The organism is Jiangella mangrovi, assembly GCF_014204975.1.
Taxonomy (GTDB): domain Bacteria; phylum Actinomycetota; class Actinomycetes; order Jiangellales; family Jiangellaceae; genus Jiangella; species Jiangella mangrovi.
Window position 1 is genome coordinate 3,913,125 of record NZ_JACHMM010000001.1, and the last position, 16,232, is coordinate 3,929,356.

A 16,232-nucleotide genomic window follows, 5' to 3' on the forward strand; every position below is an offset into this window, starting at 1 on the left:
CATCCGGCGGTTCCGGAAAGGCTGAGTGGCGACAGAGCCCGGAAGGGGGCACCATGACAACCATGATGGAGCGGCCACATGCGGTCGACGGATGGACTGTCGCCGACCTCGAGGAGTTTCCCGACGACGGTCTGCGCTACGAACTGGTCGACGGGACGCTGCTGGTGACGCCCGCACCGCTGGGACCGCACCAGGACGCGGTCCTCGGGCTCGCGCTGCTGTTGGGGCCTGCGACACCTTCACGCCTGAAGCTCTACATCGCACCTCGTGACTGGCAGCCGGACGACCGGACGTCGTTCCAGCCCGATGTCTTCGTGATCCGCCGGGAAGACGACCAAGCGGCGCCCATCGCGGCAGCGCCGAGTCTCGTCATCGAGGTGCTGTCCCGGAGCACGCGGCGCACAGACCGGGCGCTCAAGTACGCGACCTACGCAGAGCACGGGGTGGCGTCGTACTGGATCGTCGACCCGGACGAGCCGTCCATCGTGGCGTACGACCTGAAGGACGGCGCGTACGTCGAGGTGGGGCGGGCGGCCGGCGACCAGAGCGTCACCCTGCGGCAGCCGTTCGAGGTCACCGTCACCCCGAAGTCGTTGGTGTCCGGCTGAGCCGACCCGCTAGGCTGGGAACGTGGGAGTCTTGAAGAACGGCGCTGTGGCGTACTGGCGTCCCCGCCTGTCCGTCACGGCGTAGCTCCGCGCACCACCGGCTGACCCCCGTTCAGGGCGGGTCCGGGCCGGAGACACGGGAGCACGCCGCGCCGCGTCCGTCCCTCGGTGAACACACCCGAGGCGCACGGCGCGGCTTTTCGACGTCCTCGTCCTCCCGCGTTCCCGATTGGTCGTGATGACCCATGCCACGGCATTCCCGCATCCAGAACCGTCAGAACCGCCGGAACGGTCAGAACCGCTCCGCCCGGGGCGGCGCCCCCAACCACGCCGGCATCCACCTGCTCCGCGACCCCGCGGTCAGCGCCCGGATGGTCAGATCGTCCGCGGCCGGACCGGGCGACCTCGTCATCGAGCTCGGCGCCGGTCTCGGTGCGCTGACCACGCCGCTGGCCGCCACGGGCGCCCGCGTCATCGCCGTCGAGCGCGACCCCCGGTTCGTCGCGAAGCTGCAGCGCCGGTTCGCCGACGACCCGGGCGTCAAGGTCGTCGAGGGCGATGCGCGCAGCGTCATGCTGCCGCACCGGCCGTACGCCGTGGTCGCGAACATCCCGTACGCGATCTCGACGGCGCTGCTGCGCCGGCTGCTGGACCCCGAGGCGACGGCGATCGCCAGCGCGGACCTGCTGGTCGAGTGGGGGTTCGCCAAGCGGATGACGGCGACCCACCCGCGCGACCTCGAGGTCGCCTGGTGGCAGGCGCGGTTCGAGCTGCGGATCGCCGGCCGTGTGCCGCCGGGCAGCTTCCGGCCGGCGCCGTCGGTCGACTCCGCGCACCTGGTGATCCGGCGCCGTCCGGGCCTGTCGCGCGGCCAGGTCAGGACGGCCCGGCGGCTGCTGCAGGACGCCTACCGGCAGCCGGGGCGGCCGGCCCGCGAGGTCCTGGGCGCCCACGTGCCGAAGAAGCGCGCCCACCGGTTGCTCACGTCGACGGGCATCGACCCGCCGGCCGCGGCCGAGACGGTCCCCGTCGCGACCTGGCTGGAACTCGCCCGCGCCATCGACGCTTCGGGCGAATCCAGAGATTCTCGCTGACCGATGTCGAGAACCGCACGCCGGCTCCGTCCCAGGGACACGAGCGGCCACGACCGGCCGCACGACGACGAAGGAGAACCATCATGCGCAAGCTCATCGTCCAGCAGTGGGTGACCGTCGACAACGTCGCCGCGGAGGAGGACGGCGGGCTCGGCTTCGTGTCGGCGGCACCCTTCTCCGAGGACGACACCAGCCCCTACAAGACCAGGACGATGGCGTTCATCGACTCCGTCGACACGATGATCCTCGGCTCGAACACCTACGCCCAGTCGGTGGGTTACTGGCCGACCGCCGACGACCAGGGTGAGTACGGGCGGAAGCTCAACAGTCTGACGAAGGTCGTCGCCTCGACGACGCTGGCCGACGCCCCCTGGGGCGAGTTTTCCGCCGCGTCGGTGACGCCCGACCCGGTTGCGACCATCCGGGAGCTCAAGGAGCAGGACGGCAAGGACCTCTGGCTGTGGGGGAGCCTGACGCTCATGCGCTCGCTGCTGGACGCCGGCGTCGTCGACGAGGTCCGCCTGCTGGTGTGCCCGGTGTCGCGCGGCAAGGGAACCCGCGTCTTCGAGGACGCGCAGGACCTCGAGCTGGTCGAGGCCACCGGATTCGACAACGGCCTGGCGCTGCTGCGCTACGCGATCAGGACGCCGCGCCCCACGAACTAGGACATAGGAGGTCAGGACGGCGTGTCAGGCTGAGACACGCCGTCCTGAATATGAGACTTCCGCTTGCACGCACCCCGGAGGCCTCCCTGATCATGGAAGAAGGCGGTTGACCCACCGGCAGGGAGCGTGGCGATGAGTCAGAAGCTCGCGAAACGGTTCATGATCGCATTCGGTCTTGGCCTGGTCCTGGCCATGATCTTCGACCACTCGGCCCTGGGGTTCGCTCTCGGGTTCGCGGTGATCTTCGGCGGAGGACTCGTCGCCGAGTAGTTCGCCTCCTTTCCGGCCTTGACATCCCCGATCGCACGGACTTACGGTCCTGACCGTAATCGTCGTGCGATCGGGAGGGCCGGCTGGTGCGGACCGTTGAGGAGCTGGACGAGCGGCTGTCGAGGCCGCGGCCGGGGCTGGTCGAGGACCTGCGCCGGCTCGACGGCGACATCGTCATCCTGGGTGCCAGCGGCAAGCTGGGCGTGAGCCTGGCCCGCCTGGCCGTGCGGGGCGTCGAGGCCGCGGGAACGGGCGCGAAGGTCATCGCCGTCTCGCGGTACAGCGCTCCCGGCGCCGTCGAGGCCATGGAGGCGACCGGCGCCGAGGTGGTCGCGGCCGACGTCGGCGACGACGACGCCCTGGCCGCACTGCCCGACGCCCGCAACGTCGTCTACCTGGTCGGCGCGAAGTTCGGCACCGAGGGCAACCAGTCCGGCACCTGGGAGACCAACGTCTACCTGCCCGGCCGGGTCGCCCGCCGCTACGCGGGCAGCCGCATCAGCGCGCTCTCGACCGGCAACGTGTACCCGATGGTCGGCGTCGGCAGCGGCGGCGCCACCGAGGACACCCTGCCCGGGCCCATCGGCGAGTACGCCATGTCCTGCCTCGGCCGCGAGCGGGTCCTCGAGGCCGCCTCCCGCCGCGACGGCACCCCCATGGCGATCATCCGGCTCAACTACGCGGTCGAGATGCGTTACGGCGTGCTCGTCGACATCGCGCAGACCATCGAGGCGGGCGAGCCGGTCGACGTGACGATGGGCAGCTTCAACCTGGTCTGGCAGGGCTACGCCAACGAGGTGACGCTGCGGGCACTGCTGCACGTGTCGGCCCCGCCGCTGCTGCTCAACGTCACCGGCCCCGAGACGCTCAGCGTCCGCCGTCTGGCCACCGACGTGTCGGCGGTGCTGGAGAAGCCGGTGACGTTCACCGGCGCCGAGGAGCCGACGGCCCTGCTCGGCAACGCGCAGCGCTGCCACGCGCTCTTCGGCTACCCGGACGTGACGGTGCCGGAGCTGGTCGCGGCGACGGCGCACTGGGTCCGCGCCGGCCTGCCCACGCTGGGCAAGCCGACCAAGTTCAACCGCCGCGACGGGAAGTTCTGATGACGGCCGCACTCGACCGGTTCCGCGCCGGCGGCGTGATCCCGGCCCATCCGCTCGCCCTCGACCAGGACCGCAAGCTCGACGAACGGCGGCAGCGGGCGCTCTCGCGCTACTACGTCGAGGCCGGCGCGACGGGGCTCGCCGTCGCCGTCCACACCACCCAGTTCGCCGTGCACGAGCCGGCCCGCGGCCTGCTCGCCCCGGTGCTCGAGCTGGCCGCCGAGACCGCCGCCGAGTACGACGGCGACAGGGGCGACGGCGTTACCCGGCCGGTCCTCGTCGCCGGCATCGTCGGCCCGGCGGAACAGGCGGTCGCCGAGGCGGAGCTGGCCCGCGGACTCGGCTACGACCTCGCGCTGCTGACGCCGTACGGCACCGGCGACGCCACTGAGGACGACCTGCTCGACCGCGCCCACGCCGTCGGCGAGGTCCTCCCCGTCATCGGCTTCTACCTGCAGCCGAAGGTCGGCGGCCGCGTGCTCGGCCGCGACTTCTGGCGCCGGCTGGCCGAGCAGCCCGCCGTCGCCGGCTTCAAGATCGCCCCGTTCGACCGCTACGCCACGCTCGAGGTGCTGCACGGCGTCGCGGCGTCCGGCCGGGCCGGTGACGTCGCGCTCTACACCGGCAACGACGACCACATCGTCATGGATCTCGTGACGACTTACGAGACGGGCGGCGAGCAGCTCGAGATCGTCGGCGGGCTGCTCGGGCAGTGGTCGGTGTGGGTGCGCGGCGCCGTCGAGACCGTCGAGCTGGCGCGTAAGGCCAAGGCCGGCGACGACGGCGCGCTGCGGCGGCTGCTGGCGCTGAACCCCGTGCTCACCGACGCCAACGCCGTCCTGTTCGACGCCGCCAACGGCTTCCACGGCTGCATCCCCGGCCTGCACGAGGTGCTGCGCCGGCAGGGTCTGCTGGCCGGCCTGTGGTGCCTGGACGAGCACGAGACGCTGTCGCCGGGCCAGGAGGCCGAGATCGACCGCATCTGGGCCGCGTACCCGGAGCTGCGCGACGACGACTTCATCGCCGCCCGGGCCGACGGCTGGCTGCGCTGAGCCGGTAACGGCTCAGAGGGTGACGCGGTAGAGCGTCAGCGGCCGGCCGATGGCGCCGGAGTCGAGGCTGCCGGACCGCTCGGCGTGCCCGGCGAGCTCGAGCCGCTGCAGCAGCCGGCGGGCGGTCCGTAGCTGCACGCCGAGCCCGTCGGCGACGTCGCGGGTGGTCAGCGGCTGGTCGCCGGAGGCCGTCGCGAGGTCGCGCAGCCGGTCCAGCGTCGCCACCGACAACCCGACCCGGCTGGCGACGACGGCCCGGCTCTGCCGCACCCCGTCGGCCCCGCCCGCCGGGTGGGCCGCACCCACCTCGTCGCCGGACGCCGCCGGGCGCACGGTCTCGAGGACGATGTCGAGGTCGTTGCGCGAGGACACGACGGCGGCGACGTCGCCGTGACTGCGCGCCCGCGCCAGCGCCCGCCGGGCCAGCCGCTCGGCCTCGGCGCCGCTGTGCCCGAGCCCGAAGCCGATGCGCACGACGTCGTGCCGGTCGCCCAGCCGGTGCAGCAGCGGCAGCGCCGTGAACGCCTGCGTGGCGCCGTGCAGCGGCCCGCGCGTGGTGACGATGAGGGCCGAGCCGTCCGCCGTCGACGCCACGGCGCCGCCCAGCAGCGCGGCCTCGCGGGCGAGGTCGTCGAGCCCGGCGGGGTCGATCTCGACCAGTCCGAGCGCGAGCTGCGCGTCCTCCTGGATCTGCCCGGCCGCCGTCAGCAGCAGCTGGCGCAGTGCCACCCGGACCGACTGCGGCGACGGCGCCAGCCGCAGCACGGGCAGCTCGCCGGCCAGCTCGTCGTGCACTGACGCCAGGCACGTGACGGCGACGGCGCCGGCCGTGCGACCGGCGTGGCGGCGGTGGAACGCGGCGAAGTCGGCGGCCGTGGTGCCGGCGCGGTAGGGGAGCGCGCGGACCTCGGCGGTGGGCACGCCCGCCTCGGCGAGGGTGCCGCGGACCTGCGCGGGCTCGAGGGTGTCGACGGAGATGCGGGTGACGTCGCGCCCCTCGCGCAGCAGCCAGACCAGCGCCTGCAGCAGCGTCGATCCGCTGTAGTCGACGTACACGGCCGGGCGGGTGAGCGTGCTCTGGGTCAGCGTGTACGGGACGACGCCGGTGAACAGCCAGGCGTCCACCTCGGGCGCGTGCGCGGCGACGAGGCCGGGCGCGGCCGTCTCGTGGTCGTACGGGAACGGGACCGCCCGCACGCCCGCCTGCTCCGCGCACACCGCCGCGACGTCTCCGACCAGGTCGTGCGGCCCCACCACGCCGATCGAGGTGTCCATCGCCCTCCATTATGTCGGACCCGGGCGGGCCTGGCCGGTCAGGATGCCACTCTAGCCAGCAGCGTCGCATTTCGGGCCCGGCCGATATAGTGGCGGCCGTGCACTCCGCTGGACTGGCCCTCGACGGCGGGACGCCGGTCCGTCCCGCGGACCGGCCGCTGCCCACCGTCATGGACGCCGCCGGCCGCACGTTCGGCCCCGAGGAGGAGCAGGCGGTCCTGCGCGTCCTGCGCAGCGGCATGCTCTCGGGCGTCTGGGGGAGCGAGGTCCCGGCGCTGACCTCGGAGTTCGCCGCTCTGACCGGCGCCGCACACGCTGTAGCCTGCAGCAGCGGCACCGCCGCGGTCCACCTGGCCGTCGCCGCCGCCGACCCCGACCCGGGCGACGAGATCATCGTCCCGCCGATCTCCGACATGGGCTCGGTCACGCCGGTGCTCGCGCAGAACGCCGTCCCGGTCTTCGCCGACGTCGACCCGCGCACCGGCAACCTCGACCCGTCCGCCGTCGCCGCCCTGATCGGTCCGCGCACGCGCGCCGTCGTCGCCGTCCACCTGTTCGGCAAGCCGGCCCCGGTCGACGAGCTGCGCGCCCTGGCCGACCGCGTCGGCATCATGCTGATCGAGGACTGCGCCCAGGCGTACCTGGCGCCGGTGCGGCCGGGCGACCCGGGCGGGCCGCAGGTGGGCACCGTCGGGCACGTCGGCGCGTTCAGCCTGCAGCAGCACAAGCACATCACCGCCGGCGACGGCGGCCTGGTCACCACCGGTGACGCCGACCTCGCGACCCGGATGCGCCGGTTCGCCGACAAGGGCTGGCCGCGCGAGACGGGGGAGCGGGCCTACCTGCACTACGCGCTGAACTACCGGATGACCGAGCTGGTCGCGGCGGTGGCGCGCGAGCAGCTGCGCAAGCTGCCGGGTGTGATCGAACGACGGCGTCAGGCCGCGGCCGCGCTGGCCGGAGCGCTGGGCCGTGTGGACGGACTGCGCCTGCCCGCCGACGACGGCGACCACGTCTACTGGTACCTCCCGCTGCTGGTCGACGGCCTGGACCACGCGGGCCTGCGGCGGTACGCGGCGGCGCTGACGGCCGAGGGCGTCCCGGCGGTCGCCGGCTACCTGGCGCGGCCGCTGTACGCGGAACCGGTGCTGCGCGAGGCGCGGACATACGGGCGATCGGGCTATCCGCTGCGCGGCCGGACGGCGTATCCCGACGGCCTGTGCCCGGTGGCGGAGGAGCTGATCGACCGGCGGCTCGTGGTGCTCGGCTGGAACGAGAACTACTCCACGGACGACGTCGCGGACATCGCCGCGGCGGTCGCCAAGGTACACGCGGCGGTGGTGCGGCCGTGACGGCGCTCCTGGATGCCGACCTGCTGGTCGGCCGCGACATCGTGACCGGGGCGCGGCTGTCCGGCGACGACGTGGCGGTGGCGGTGGCCGGGCTGGGGATCGGCGGCGGCCTGGTCACGTCGCTGCGGGCGCTGCTCTTCGACGCGCCGAGCGGCAACGACGAGGCCCGCGCGGTGGCGGCGGCGCACGGCTGGTGGGCGGCCGCGGGGGTCGACCTGCGCGACCCGCTGACCGCGCTGGCGGAGGTGTCGCGGGCCGCGTCATCGGACGGGACGGTGCGGGCGGTGCGGCTGGCCCTCGACCGGCAGGCCGTTCCGGTGACGGCGCCGGGGGTGCGGGCCGTGGCGCGGGAAGCGACGGCGGCCGGGCTGGTGCTGCTGGCCGAGGGCGACGTCCGCGTCGTCGGGCCGGCGCTGGCCGGTCTGGACGCGACCGTCGTCTTCCTCGACGCGCACTTCTACCACCTGGGCGACTTCGTGCTCCTGGCCCGCGACGAGCCCGGCTTCCACGCGTCGACCCGGCTGCTCGGCGACGTCGACGGCTGGGAGCTGGTGGCGTCGGACGTCGGTGCGGAGCGGCTGGTGTTCGGCAGCCGGCCCGGCTGGTTCGAGGCGGCCGCCGTCGTCGACCGGCTGGCGGCGTCCGACCTGACGGCGTCGCAGCGCGCGCTCGTCGTCGAGGGCAACCTGCGCCGGCTGCTGGGGGCGGGGGCGACGGCGTGATCGTCGACGTGCACGGCCACTGGGGCCCCTGGTTCTTCAGCACCGATGTCGCCGACGCGGCGGCGAACCTGCGGGTCATGGACCGGTGCGGCATCGACGTCCAGCTGGTGTCGGCGGTCGAGGCGGTGGTCTACGACCCGCTGACCGGCAACCCGGCGCTCGTCCCGGTGCTGGAGGCGACCGGGCCGCGGCTGCGCGGACTGCTGGTCGTCGACCCGCGCGACCTGTCACTGGCCGCCGCCCAGCTCGACGAGCTGCTGCCTACGGGGCTGTTCGTGGGCGCGAAGATCCACACCCACTACGCCGGCTCTCCCGGCGGGTCCGACGCCATGGCCGCCGCGCTGACGCTGCTGGCCGCGCACGACCTGCCCGTGCTGGTGCACACCTGGGGCGAGGAGATCCTCGGCCTCGCCGACGTCGTCGCCCGGGTCGACGGCGTCCGCGTGGTCGCCGCCCACCTCGGCGGGCCGGCCTGGCAGCTGACGCCGTCGGCCGCCTCGCGGACGGGCCGGTTGTGGTTCGAGCCGTGCTGGTCGACCCCTGCGCCCGGCCGGATCCGCTGGGTGCTCGACCGCATCGGCCCGGAGCGGCTGATGTTCGGCAGCGACTCGACCCTCATCCACCCCGCAGTGACGCTGGGCGCGGTTCGCGCGTCCGGGCTGAGCGCCGCGGAGGAGGAGCTGGTCATGTGGCGCAACGCCACCGAGGTGTTCCGCCTCTGAACCCGTAGTTCGACACGGCCCTGATCAGTCGTGTCGTGTGGCGCGGGTCAAGGGTGTGGGATCGCTGCGCCGACGATGTGAGATCGCTGTCGTGGACGCGGCAGTGATGCCGCGGCGTTTGCGCAGGATGGCCACAGCGATCGCTGCACGGTGAGCCGGAACGGCCGGTCGCGCCGCGCCGGCGTGTCGTTGGCTCGCCTCGGCCACGGTGTGGCGACGCCCCACCCGGTGGGTGGCCGAACTGTCGCCCTGGCAACAGCACCGCCACCCACGTTCCAGCAGCAGCGCCACGCTGCCGACGCATCGCCCGCACCGCTGGATCGCCGGAGCAGCGGCCGTCAGACCTTGCGCCAGCCGGGGATCCAGGAGCCGTCCTCGACGGTGTAGTCGCCGAACAGCGCGGGCGCCTCCTTGACCATGAGGTCGCCGACCTTGCCGAGGATGAGGCGGATCTCCTCTTCGGCGCCTGGCGCGGTGCGGTTCTCGATGACGTGGCGCAGCGTGCGCACGTTCGCCGTCCACACCATGCCGGTGCCGACGCCCTCGGGGGCGAAGCGGCGCATGAATGAGGTCTTGTGCTTCTTCTCGCCGAACTTCACGCCCTCGTCGTCGAGCCCGAAGTGACCGGCCATCCAGTGCTGGAACTCCTCCATCTGCGTCAGCAGCGCGCTCGCCCGCTCCATGAGCTCGGGGTCCTCGCGGGCCCAGTCGGGGAACCAGAAGGGGAGGTCGTCGAGGCGGACGAAGCGCAGCGACTCCTGCGAGACGGCGACGCCGGCGCGGTGGCGGACCAGCTCGTGGGTGGCGACGCGGCTGACGTTGTGCAGGACGAAGGAGAAGTTCACGTGCTCGAGCACCGAGCCGTGCGCGCTGGCCAGGATGTTGCGCAGGTACTCGGTCTGGTCGGTGCGGATGCGGCTGACGTTCGGGTTCAGCCCCGGCTCCCACGATCGGTAGCACATGCGCCCGGCGAACTCGGCGAGGTTCTGCGCGTCGTCGAGGTCGCCGCGGTCGACCCGCTCGAGCCAGTTCTCGCCGCCGACGTCCTTCAGGTAGGTCGCGACCTCGTCGTAGTCGAAGTCGGGACGGGCGATGAGGTGAACCTCGGGTTCGACGGTGCGCACGGCTGGCCTCCAGGAAGCGGTCTCGCGTTCAGTCTGCCACCCACCCGGGTACGCGGACCGGGCTCCAGGCCAACACCGACTGCGTGTCGTCCGGGACGACGGAGACACCCGTCACATCCGCCGTGACGGAGAACGCACGGTACGGCCCGCGGTACTCCAGCGCCCGCTCGATCGCGGCCGCGAGGTCGCTCGCCGCCAGCGAAGGGATCGGCGGGCCGCCGCGCATGCGCATGACGCGGGTCCTGCCGCCGCCCTGCGAGGACGCCCACTCGGGCCAGGCCTCGTCCGTCGTGGGGTAGACCAGCCGCAGCGACGACACCGCCATCCCGAGCGACGGCGCCAGCGCGGCCAGCACCTGCTCGCCCAGCCGCTTGGTGAGACCGTACGGGTCGGCCGCGTCGGGCGCCGCAGTGGTGTCGACGCGGCGCTTGGCGTAGTCGGCGAAGACGGACATGCTGCTGACGTGCGCCAGCGCCGACACGCCGGCAGCTGCCGCCGTCACCGCCGTGAGGTGCAGCGACGCGACGTTGAGCTCGAACGCCGCCCGCATGCCCGCGGCGTCGTCGTGGCGGGTGGGGAAGCCCGCGGCCAGGTGGACGACGCCGTCGACCCCCTCGACGGCCGCCGCGACGTCGTCGGCGGATCGCACGTCACCGACCACGGACTCGACACCGCTCGCGTCAGCGACGCGCCGGTCGAGGACCCGCACGCGGTGCCGCGCCGCCAGGTGCGGGACGACGGTGCTGCCGACCAGTCCGGCGCCGCCGATGACCAGAACGTGCATGGGCATTTCCTCTCTGTCTCACACGATGTACGTGGACGTTCACATAGTCGAACACTCGTTACCCTGCAGGGGTGGGGATCTCTCGAGAGACGACGGAGCTGAACGGCCGCCTGCGCTGGTCGCTGGTGGCCGCCGCGGCCACGCCCATGCGCGCCGACGGCAGCACCGATCCGGGCGTCTGCTCGGCCTACTTCGGCCACCTGGTGCGGGCCGGCGCCGGCGGGCTGGCCATCGCGGCGCACACCGGCCGCGGCGACCGCCTGCCCATCACCACGAAGGCCGACCTCGTGCGCCGCGCCGCCGCACTCGACGTCCCCGTCGTCGCCGGTGTCGGGGGTCATGCCGACGGTCCCGGCCACGACCTCGAGTGGGCGGCCACGGCCGCCGCGGCCGGCGCTCAGGCCCTGCTGGTCTTCCCGCCCGCCGACACCGACCCGGACGCCGTCGTCGCCCATCATGAGGCCATCGCCGGCGCCTCCGGCCTGCCGCTCATCGCGTTCGACCTCTACACCCGGCCGTACGCGCCGTCGACCCTCGCGCGGCTGCTCGACCTGCCGTCGGTCGGGGCGTTCAAGCCGGCCCGGCTGCACGACGCCATCGCCTGCCAGGAGGGCATCGCGGCGGCCCGGGCACGCGGGAAGCTGGTGCTCACCGGCGAGGACCGCATGCTGGGCGCGTCGCTCATGTGGGGCGCCGAAGGCGCGCTCATCGGGCTGGCGGCCGCGGCCGCGCAGATCTCCGTCGCGGCGGTCGCCACCTTCGCGGCGGCCGTGCTCACGTCCGCGCGCGACGCCGCCACCCGGTTCATCGAGGTGTCCGCCGTCGTCGACGAGCTGTCGCGGGTGACGTTCCGGCCGCCCTTCGACGGCTACGTGCAGCGCATGCTCTGGATCGCCGCCGACGAGGGCACCATTCCCGAGGAGTTCGCCGTCGACCCCTATCGCCCCGCCGACCTCGACGACGCCGAGCGCGACGAGGTCGTCCGGGTGGTGCGGCAGTGCCGCGACCAGGTGCGCCGGTGACACCGGCTGTCAGCGTCGGCGCGTAAGGTCCACCTCATGGAGCAGGAAGGTCTGTTCGGCGGCGCCGCGCCGTCGGTGCCCGCGGGGTCGCTCTCCGGGGCCGACGACGACGTCGCCGGCAAGCCGCTGGCCGTCCGCATGCGCCCGCGCACGCTCGACGAGATCGTGGGCCAGCAGCACCTGCTCGGGCCGGGCACGCCGCTGCGCCGGCTGGTCGAGGAGGACCAGCCCATGGCGCTCGTGCTGTGGGGGCCGCCCGGCACCGGCAAGACGACGCTCGCCTACGTCGTCAGCCGGGCCACCCAGCGCCGCTTCGTCGAGCTGTCGGCGGTGACGGCGGGCGTCAAGGACGTGCGCGCCGTCATCGACACCGCCCGGCGCGAGCTGGTGCGATCCGGGGCGGGCACCGTCCTCTTCGTCGACGAGGTGCACCGCTTCTCCAAGACCCAGCAGGACGCGCTGCTGCCGGGCGTCGAGAACCGCTGGGTGTCGCTGGTGGCGGCCACCACCGAGAACCCGTACTTCGCGCTGATCAGCCCGCTGCTGTCGCGGTCGCTGCTGCTCACGCTCGAGCCGCTCGACGACGACGCCATCCGCGAGGTCATGCGCCGGGCGCTGGCCGAGCCGCGCGGGCTCGACGGTGCGGTGACCATCGACGACGACGCGCACGACCACCTGCTCCGGCTGGCCGGCGGCGACGCCAGGCGGGCCCTCACGTACCTCGAGGCTGCGGCCGGGGGAGCGGTCGACGGCGTCATCACGCTCGAGGTGGCCGAGAAGGCGGTCGACCGCGCCGCCGTCCGCTACGACCGCGACGGCGACCAGCACTACGACGTCACCAGCGCCATGATCAAGTCCATCCGCGGCAGCGACGTCGACGCCGGCCTGCACTACCTCGCCCGCATGGCCGAGGCCGGCGAGGACCCCAAGTTCCTGGCCCGCCGCCTGGTCATCCTGGCCAGTGAGGACATCGGCATGGCCGACCCCACCGCCCTGCAGACGGCGGTCGCCGGCGCCCAGGCGGTGCAGCTCATCGGCTGGCCGGAGGCGCAGATCACGCTGGCGCAGGTGGTCATCGCGCTGGCGCTGGCACCCAAGTCGAACAGCGTCGTCAAGGCCATCGGCGCGGCCGTCGGCGACGTGCGCGCCGGGCTGGCCGGGGCAGTGCCGCCGCACCTGCGCGACTCCCACTACGCCGGGTCGAAGAAGCTCGGCCACGGCACGGCCTACGCCTACGCCCACGACGACCCGCGCGGCGTCGTCGAGCAGCAGTACGCGCCCGACGCCGTCGTCGCCAAGCAGTACTACGAGCCCGGCACCCGCGGCGCCGAGCGCGACTACGCCGAGCGGTACGCCCGGCTGCGCAAGATCGTCCGCGGCGACTGAGCCGCGGCGGCTGAGCCGCGGCCCGGTCACGGGTCGTCAGGGGAGCTGGGCGGCGATCGCGTCGAGCAGCTCGATCGGCGCCACCAGTGCCGCCGCCTCGGCCTCGGTGGGCGGCGCGCCGGCGGCCACGGCGGCGAGGAAGCGCTCCAGCACCGGCGCGGTGTAGCCCGGCGGCAGCTCCAGCTCCCGCTGCTCGGCCGGCCCGCCGTCCCGGACGACGGCGGCGTGGAACGGGTACGCGTCGGCGACGAACCCGAGGATCACCTCGGTGCCGCCGAGGGTGGTCCGCGCCGTCACCCCGTTCGGCCGCTCGGTGACGCTGACGGCGACCTCGCCGTGCCCGACGGGGTCACCGGCCAGCCGCCGCGCCGCCTCGACGATGTGCACGCCGTAGAAGTAGAGGCCGCCGTGCTGCCCGCGGGCGTTGGCAGGTCCGGTGACGGTGATGAGCCGCGGCGGTTGCCGGTGGCCCGCCGTCAGCTCGTCCATCGCGGGGACGAACCGCAGCGCCGACCCGGAGTAGAGGGGTACGCCGTGCTGTTGCGCGGCCGCGACGATCGCGGTGGCATCGGCCGCCGATCCGGCCAGCGGCTTGTCGACGAACACCGGCAGCCCGGCCTCGATGAACGGCGTCGCCTCGGCCAGGTGCCCGCGCCCGTCCCGCGTGCAGACGAGGACGGCGTCGACCCGGCCCAGCAGCGCCGCGGCGTCGTCGACCAGGTCGATCGCGCTTCCGGGGGCGGCGGCCGCGAGCTCGCGGTTGCGCTCGGTGTCGCCGCCGGCCAGCGCAACGATGCGGGCGTCGCCGTGCCGCTGCTCGGCATCGAGCAGGCGAACGAACTGGTCGACGTGGCTGCTGTCCGTCCCGACGACCCCGATGCGCGTCACGGCAGACGAGCCTACGGGATCCACCCCACTCGAAGTTGATCTTGGAGCGATCGGCTGGAAGCGCGGCCCCGCGGACGTGTGGGCGCGGGCGTGTTGTCACCTGATCGTTTCTGCTGCAGTGATCAGGTGACCGGAAAGGTGTCCCGCCGGGCTGGTTCGCCACCTGATCGCCGCCAGCATGCGGACCGGAAACGATCAGGTGACGAAGGCGCGACGGACACGCTCAGTACGTCATCTGATCGTTTCCCGCGGCGGAGGCCGCGAGGTAGCGCTCGGCGAGAGAGCGGAGGTGATCGCGCAGCTCCGGCGGGTCGAGCACCTCGAACGCTACCCCGAGGCTGCCCAGGTAGCCGGCGAGGTCGTGCCACGAGTCGCCGCCGGTCTGCAGCAGGCAGCTGCCGTCGGGCAGTTCGGTGACCAGTCCGCCCATGGCGGTGATCTTGTCCGTCACGACGTCGATCGGCGCGTCCAGCCGGACCCGGGCCTGCTCGCGGTAGGCCTGCGACCCGACGCCGCGCAGGACGTGGGCGACGGCGTCGCCGCCGGGCGGCTCGCGCGGGGCGAACCGGGGACCCGTCGGCACCCGGGGGAGTATCCGGTCGGCCCGGAAGGTGCGCCAGTCGTCGCGGTCGAGGTCCCAGGCCAGCAGGTACCAGCGCCGCCCGGTGTAGACGAGCTGGTGCGGCTCGGTCCGGCGCACGGAGGTCTCGCCGTCGTGCCCCTCGTAGTCGAAGCGCAGCTGCTCGCGCGCGTGCACGGCCGCCGCGACCGCCGTCAGGACCTCGGCGTCGACCCGCGTCCCCACACCGGCGGCCGACGCCGTCGCCGATCGAAGGGCGTCGATGCGGTGCCGCAGCCGCGACGGCAGCGTCCGCTCGAGCTTGGCCAGCGCCCGCAGCGACGTCTCCTCGATGCCGGTGACGGAGCCGGCGGCGGCCGCCCGCAGCCCCAGCGCGACGGCGACCGCCTCGTCGTCGTCGAGGACCAGCGGTGGCAGCGCCGACCCCGCGCCCAGGCGGTAGCCGCCGGCCGGACCCGTCGTCGACTCGACCTCGTAGCCCATGATCCGCAGCCGCTCGATGTCGTTGCGGACCGTCCGCGTGGTCACCTCGAGCCGCGACGCGAGCTCAGCGCCCGACCACTCGCGCCTGACCTGCAGCAACGACAGCAGCCGCAGCAGCCGCACCGACGTCTCCAACATGCACGGAAGTCTGCCAGCTATTGCGGAACCACACGTTCCACAACCGCCGATAACGTCGTTCTCATGAGCATCGACCTGCGGGGCTTCTGCACCCTGAACTTCTACGCCGACGACATGCCCGCCGCCCGTGCCTGGTACACCGAAGTGCTCGGCGCCGAGCCGTACTTCGAGGCCACCGACCCGCGCTCCGGCCAGGTCGGCTACTACGAGTGGCGCCTCGGCGATCACCAGGACGAGTTCGGCATCATCAACGGCGCCTGGCGCCCGCCGGGCGACCCGACCACCAGCGCGCCCGGCGGCGCCGTCATGAACTGGCACGTCGACGACCTCGACGGCACCACCGAGCGCCTGGTCGCGCACGGCGCCACCGTCCACCAGCCGCGCGTCGACCGCACCCAGGGGTTCGCGAACGCCTCCGTCGTCGACCCGTTCGGCAACATCATCGGGCTCATGTACAACCCGCACTGGAAGGCGCTGGCCGACGGCGCCGACGGGGAGGCGACGGCATGAGCGACGTCCTGGTCTTCGACGACGCCGCCGGCTGGGACGCCTGGCTGGCCGAGCACCACGACAGCGCCGACGGCGTCGTCCTGCGCATCGCGCGCAAGGGCGCGCCGGGCCTGCACATCGAGGAGGCGCTCGAGGTGGCGCTCTGCCACGGCTGGATCGACAGCGTCCGCCGCTCCGGCGACGAGCACCACTTCCAGCAGCGCTACTCGCGCCGACGACAGAAGAGCCCGTGGTCGGCCCGCAACGCCGCCATCGTCGAGGCGCTGACGGCGGCCGGCCGCATGCGCTCCGGCGGGCTCGCCCAGGTTGCGGCGGCGAAGGCGGACGGGCGGTGGGACAACGCATTGGCCGCGACCACGGCGGGTCGCCTACCCTGAATGACATGGGTGGTCACCGAGCAGCAGCCGTCTCCTGGTCGTGACCGCGCGGGCTGGCCCGGCGCGGTAGGGTCAGA

Annotated in this window: 18 protein-coding genes; 13 read left to right on the plus strand and 5 right to left on the minus strand. The window is 73.5% G+C overall.

Going from position 1 to position 16,232, the window contains the following annotated elements; translation table 11 throughout:
• Positions 1–53 precede the first annotated feature (53 nt).
• From HD601_RS18090 to HD601_RS18115, 6 genes are all read left to right on the plus strand, one after another.
• Positions 54–608 (plus strand): Uma2 family endonuclease, encoded by a 555-nt coding sequence (locus HD601_RS18090; protein ID WP_184824155.1) that lies wholly within the window; start codon positions 54–56, stop codon positions 606–608.
• Between the two features lie 245 nt (positions 609–853).
• Positions 854–1,702, plus strand: a complete 849-nt coding sequence (locus HD601_RS18095; protein ID WP_184824157.1) for a ribosomal RNA small subunit methyltransferase A — start codon at positions 854–856, stop codon at positions 1,700–1,702.
• An 83-nt stretch (positions 1,703–1,785) separates the two neighbouring features.
• Positions 1,786–2,367 carry a dihydrofolate reductase family protein gene (locus tag HD601_RS18100; RefSeq protein ID WP_184824159.1) on the plus strand — a complete coding sequence of 194 codons (582 nt, stop codon included), beginning with the start codon at positions 1,786–1,788 and terminating at the stop codon, positions 2,365–2,367.
• Between the two features lie 132 nt (positions 2,368–2,499).
• Positions 2,500–2,637 carry a hypothetical protein gene (locus tag HD601_RS18105; protein WP_184824162.1) on the plus strand — a complete coding sequence of 46 codons (138 nt, stop codon included), beginning with the start codon at positions 2,500–2,502 and terminating at the stop codon, positions 2,635–2,637.
• A gap of 86 nt (positions 2,638–2,723) precedes the next feature.
• The gene (locus HD601_RS18110; protein WP_184824165.1) at positions 2,724–3,740 is read left to right on the plus strand and encodes an NAD-dependent epimerase/dehydratase family protein; all 1,017 of its coding nucleotides are present in this window, start codon (positions 2,724–2,726) and stop codon (positions 3,738–3,740) included.
• Entirely contained in the window at positions 3,740–4,792 is a 1,053-nt protein-coding gene (locus tag HD601_RS18115; RefSeq protein ID WP_184824166.1) for a dihydrodipicolinate synthase family protein, read from the plus strand. The genes HD601_RS18110 and HD601_RS18115 overlap by 1 nt, the downstream gene beginning before the upstream one ends.
• A 12-nt stretch (positions 4,793–4,804) precedes the next feature.
• Here HD601_RS18115 and HD601_RS18120 read toward each other — a convergent pair whose 3' ends face one another.
• Entirely contained in the window at positions 4,805–6,067 is a 1,263-nt protein-coding gene (locus HD601_RS18120) for a response regulator (RefSeq protein WP_184824168.1), read from the minus strand.
• A 170-nt stretch (positions 6,068–6,237) separates the two neighbouring features.
• On the opposite strand from HD601_RS18120, the gene HD601_RS18125 reads away from it, so the two are divergent.
• Genes HD601_RS18125 through HD601_RS18135 form a run of 3 tightly spaced genes read left to right on the plus strand, consistent with a single transcriptional unit; the run spans position 6,238 to position 8,863 of the window.
• Positions 6,238–7,419 (plus strand): DegT/DnrJ/EryC1/StrS family aminotransferase, encoded by a 1,182-nt coding sequence (locus tag HD601_RS18125; RefSeq protein WP_281386817.1) that lies wholly within the window; start codon positions 6,238–6,240, stop codon positions 7,417–7,419.
• Positions 7,416–8,141: an amidohydrolase family protein gene (locus HD601_RS35850; RefSeq protein ID WP_184824172.1), complete on the plus strand. Its 726-nt coding sequence runs from the start codon at positions 7,416–7,418 to the stop codon at positions 8,139–8,141. Before HD601_RS18125 ends, HD601_RS35850 begins: the two co-directional genes overlap by 4 nt.
• Complete coding sequence (locus tag HD601_RS18135) at positions 8,138–8,863, plus strand: amidohydrolase family protein (RefSeq protein ID WP_184824174.1); 726 nt, start codon at positions 8,138–8,140, stop codon at positions 8,861–8,863. Before HD601_RS35850 ends, HD601_RS18135 begins: the two co-directional genes overlap by 4 nt.
• A 338-nt stretch (positions 8,864–9,201) precedes the next feature.
• On the opposite strand, the gene thyX is transcribed toward HD601_RS18135, so the two are convergent.
• Together thyX and HD601_RS18145 are read right to left on the minus strand one after the other, a co-directional pair.
• Entirely contained in the window at positions 9,202–9,987 is a 786-nt protein-coding gene (gene thyX / locus HD601_RS18140) for an FAD-dependent thymidylate synthase (RefSeq protein WP_184824177.1), read from the minus strand.
• A 28-nt stretch (positions 9,988–10,015) separates the two neighbouring features.
• Positions 10,016–10,771: an NAD-dependent epimerase/dehydratase family protein gene (locus tag HD601_RS18145; protein ID WP_184824179.1), complete on the minus strand. Its 756-nt coding sequence runs from the start codon at positions 10,769–10,771 to the stop codon at positions 10,016–10,018.
• A 71-nt stretch (positions 10,772–10,842) separates the two neighbouring features.
• Between HD601_RS18145 and HD601_RS18150 the strand changes: the two genes are divergently transcribed.
• Together HD601_RS18150 and HD601_RS18155 are read left to right on the plus strand one after the other, a co-directional pair.
• Entirely contained in the window at positions 10,843–11,793 is a 951-nt protein-coding gene (locus HD601_RS18150) for a dihydrodipicolinate synthase family protein (protein WP_184824181.1), read from the plus strand.
• A 36-nt stretch (positions 11,794–11,829) separates the two neighbouring features.
• Entirely contained in the window at positions 11,830–13,179 is a 1,350-nt protein-coding gene (locus HD601_RS18155; RefSeq protein ID WP_184824183.1) for a replication-associated recombination protein A, read from the plus strand.
• A gap of 36 nt (positions 13,180–13,215) precedes the next feature.
• Here HD601_RS18155 and HD601_RS18160 read toward each other — a convergent pair whose 3' ends face one another.
• Together HD601_RS18160 and HD601_RS18165 are read right to left on the minus strand one after the other, a co-directional pair.
• Positions 13,216–14,067 (minus strand): Gfo/Idh/MocA family oxidoreductase, encoded by an 852-nt coding sequence (locus HD601_RS18160; RefSeq protein ID WP_184824185.1) that lies wholly within the window; start codon positions 14,065–14,067, stop codon positions 13,216–13,218.
• 223 nt (positions 14,068–14,290) lie between these two features.
• Entirely contained in the window at positions 14,291–15,268 is a 978-nt protein-coding gene (locus HD601_RS18165; protein WP_184824187.1) for a helix-turn-helix transcriptional regulator, read from the minus strand.
• Positions 15,269–15,331: 63 nt separating this feature from the next.
• On the opposite strand from HD601_RS18165, the gene HD601_RS18170 reads away from it, so the two are divergent.
• Positions 15,332–15,778 carry a VOC family protein gene (locus HD601_RS18170; RefSeq protein WP_184824189.1) on the plus strand — a complete coding sequence of 149 codons (447 nt, stop codon included), beginning with the start codon at positions 15,332–15,334 and terminating at the stop codon, positions 15,776–15,778.
• Entirely contained in the window at positions 15,775–16,155 is a 381-nt protein-coding gene (locus tag HD601_RS18175) for a YdeI/OmpD-associated family protein (RefSeq protein ID WP_184824191.1), read from the plus strand. Before HD601_RS18170 ends, HD601_RS18175 begins: the two co-directional genes overlap by 4 nt.
• The last annotated feature ends 77 nt before the right edge of the window (positions 16,156–16,232 follow it).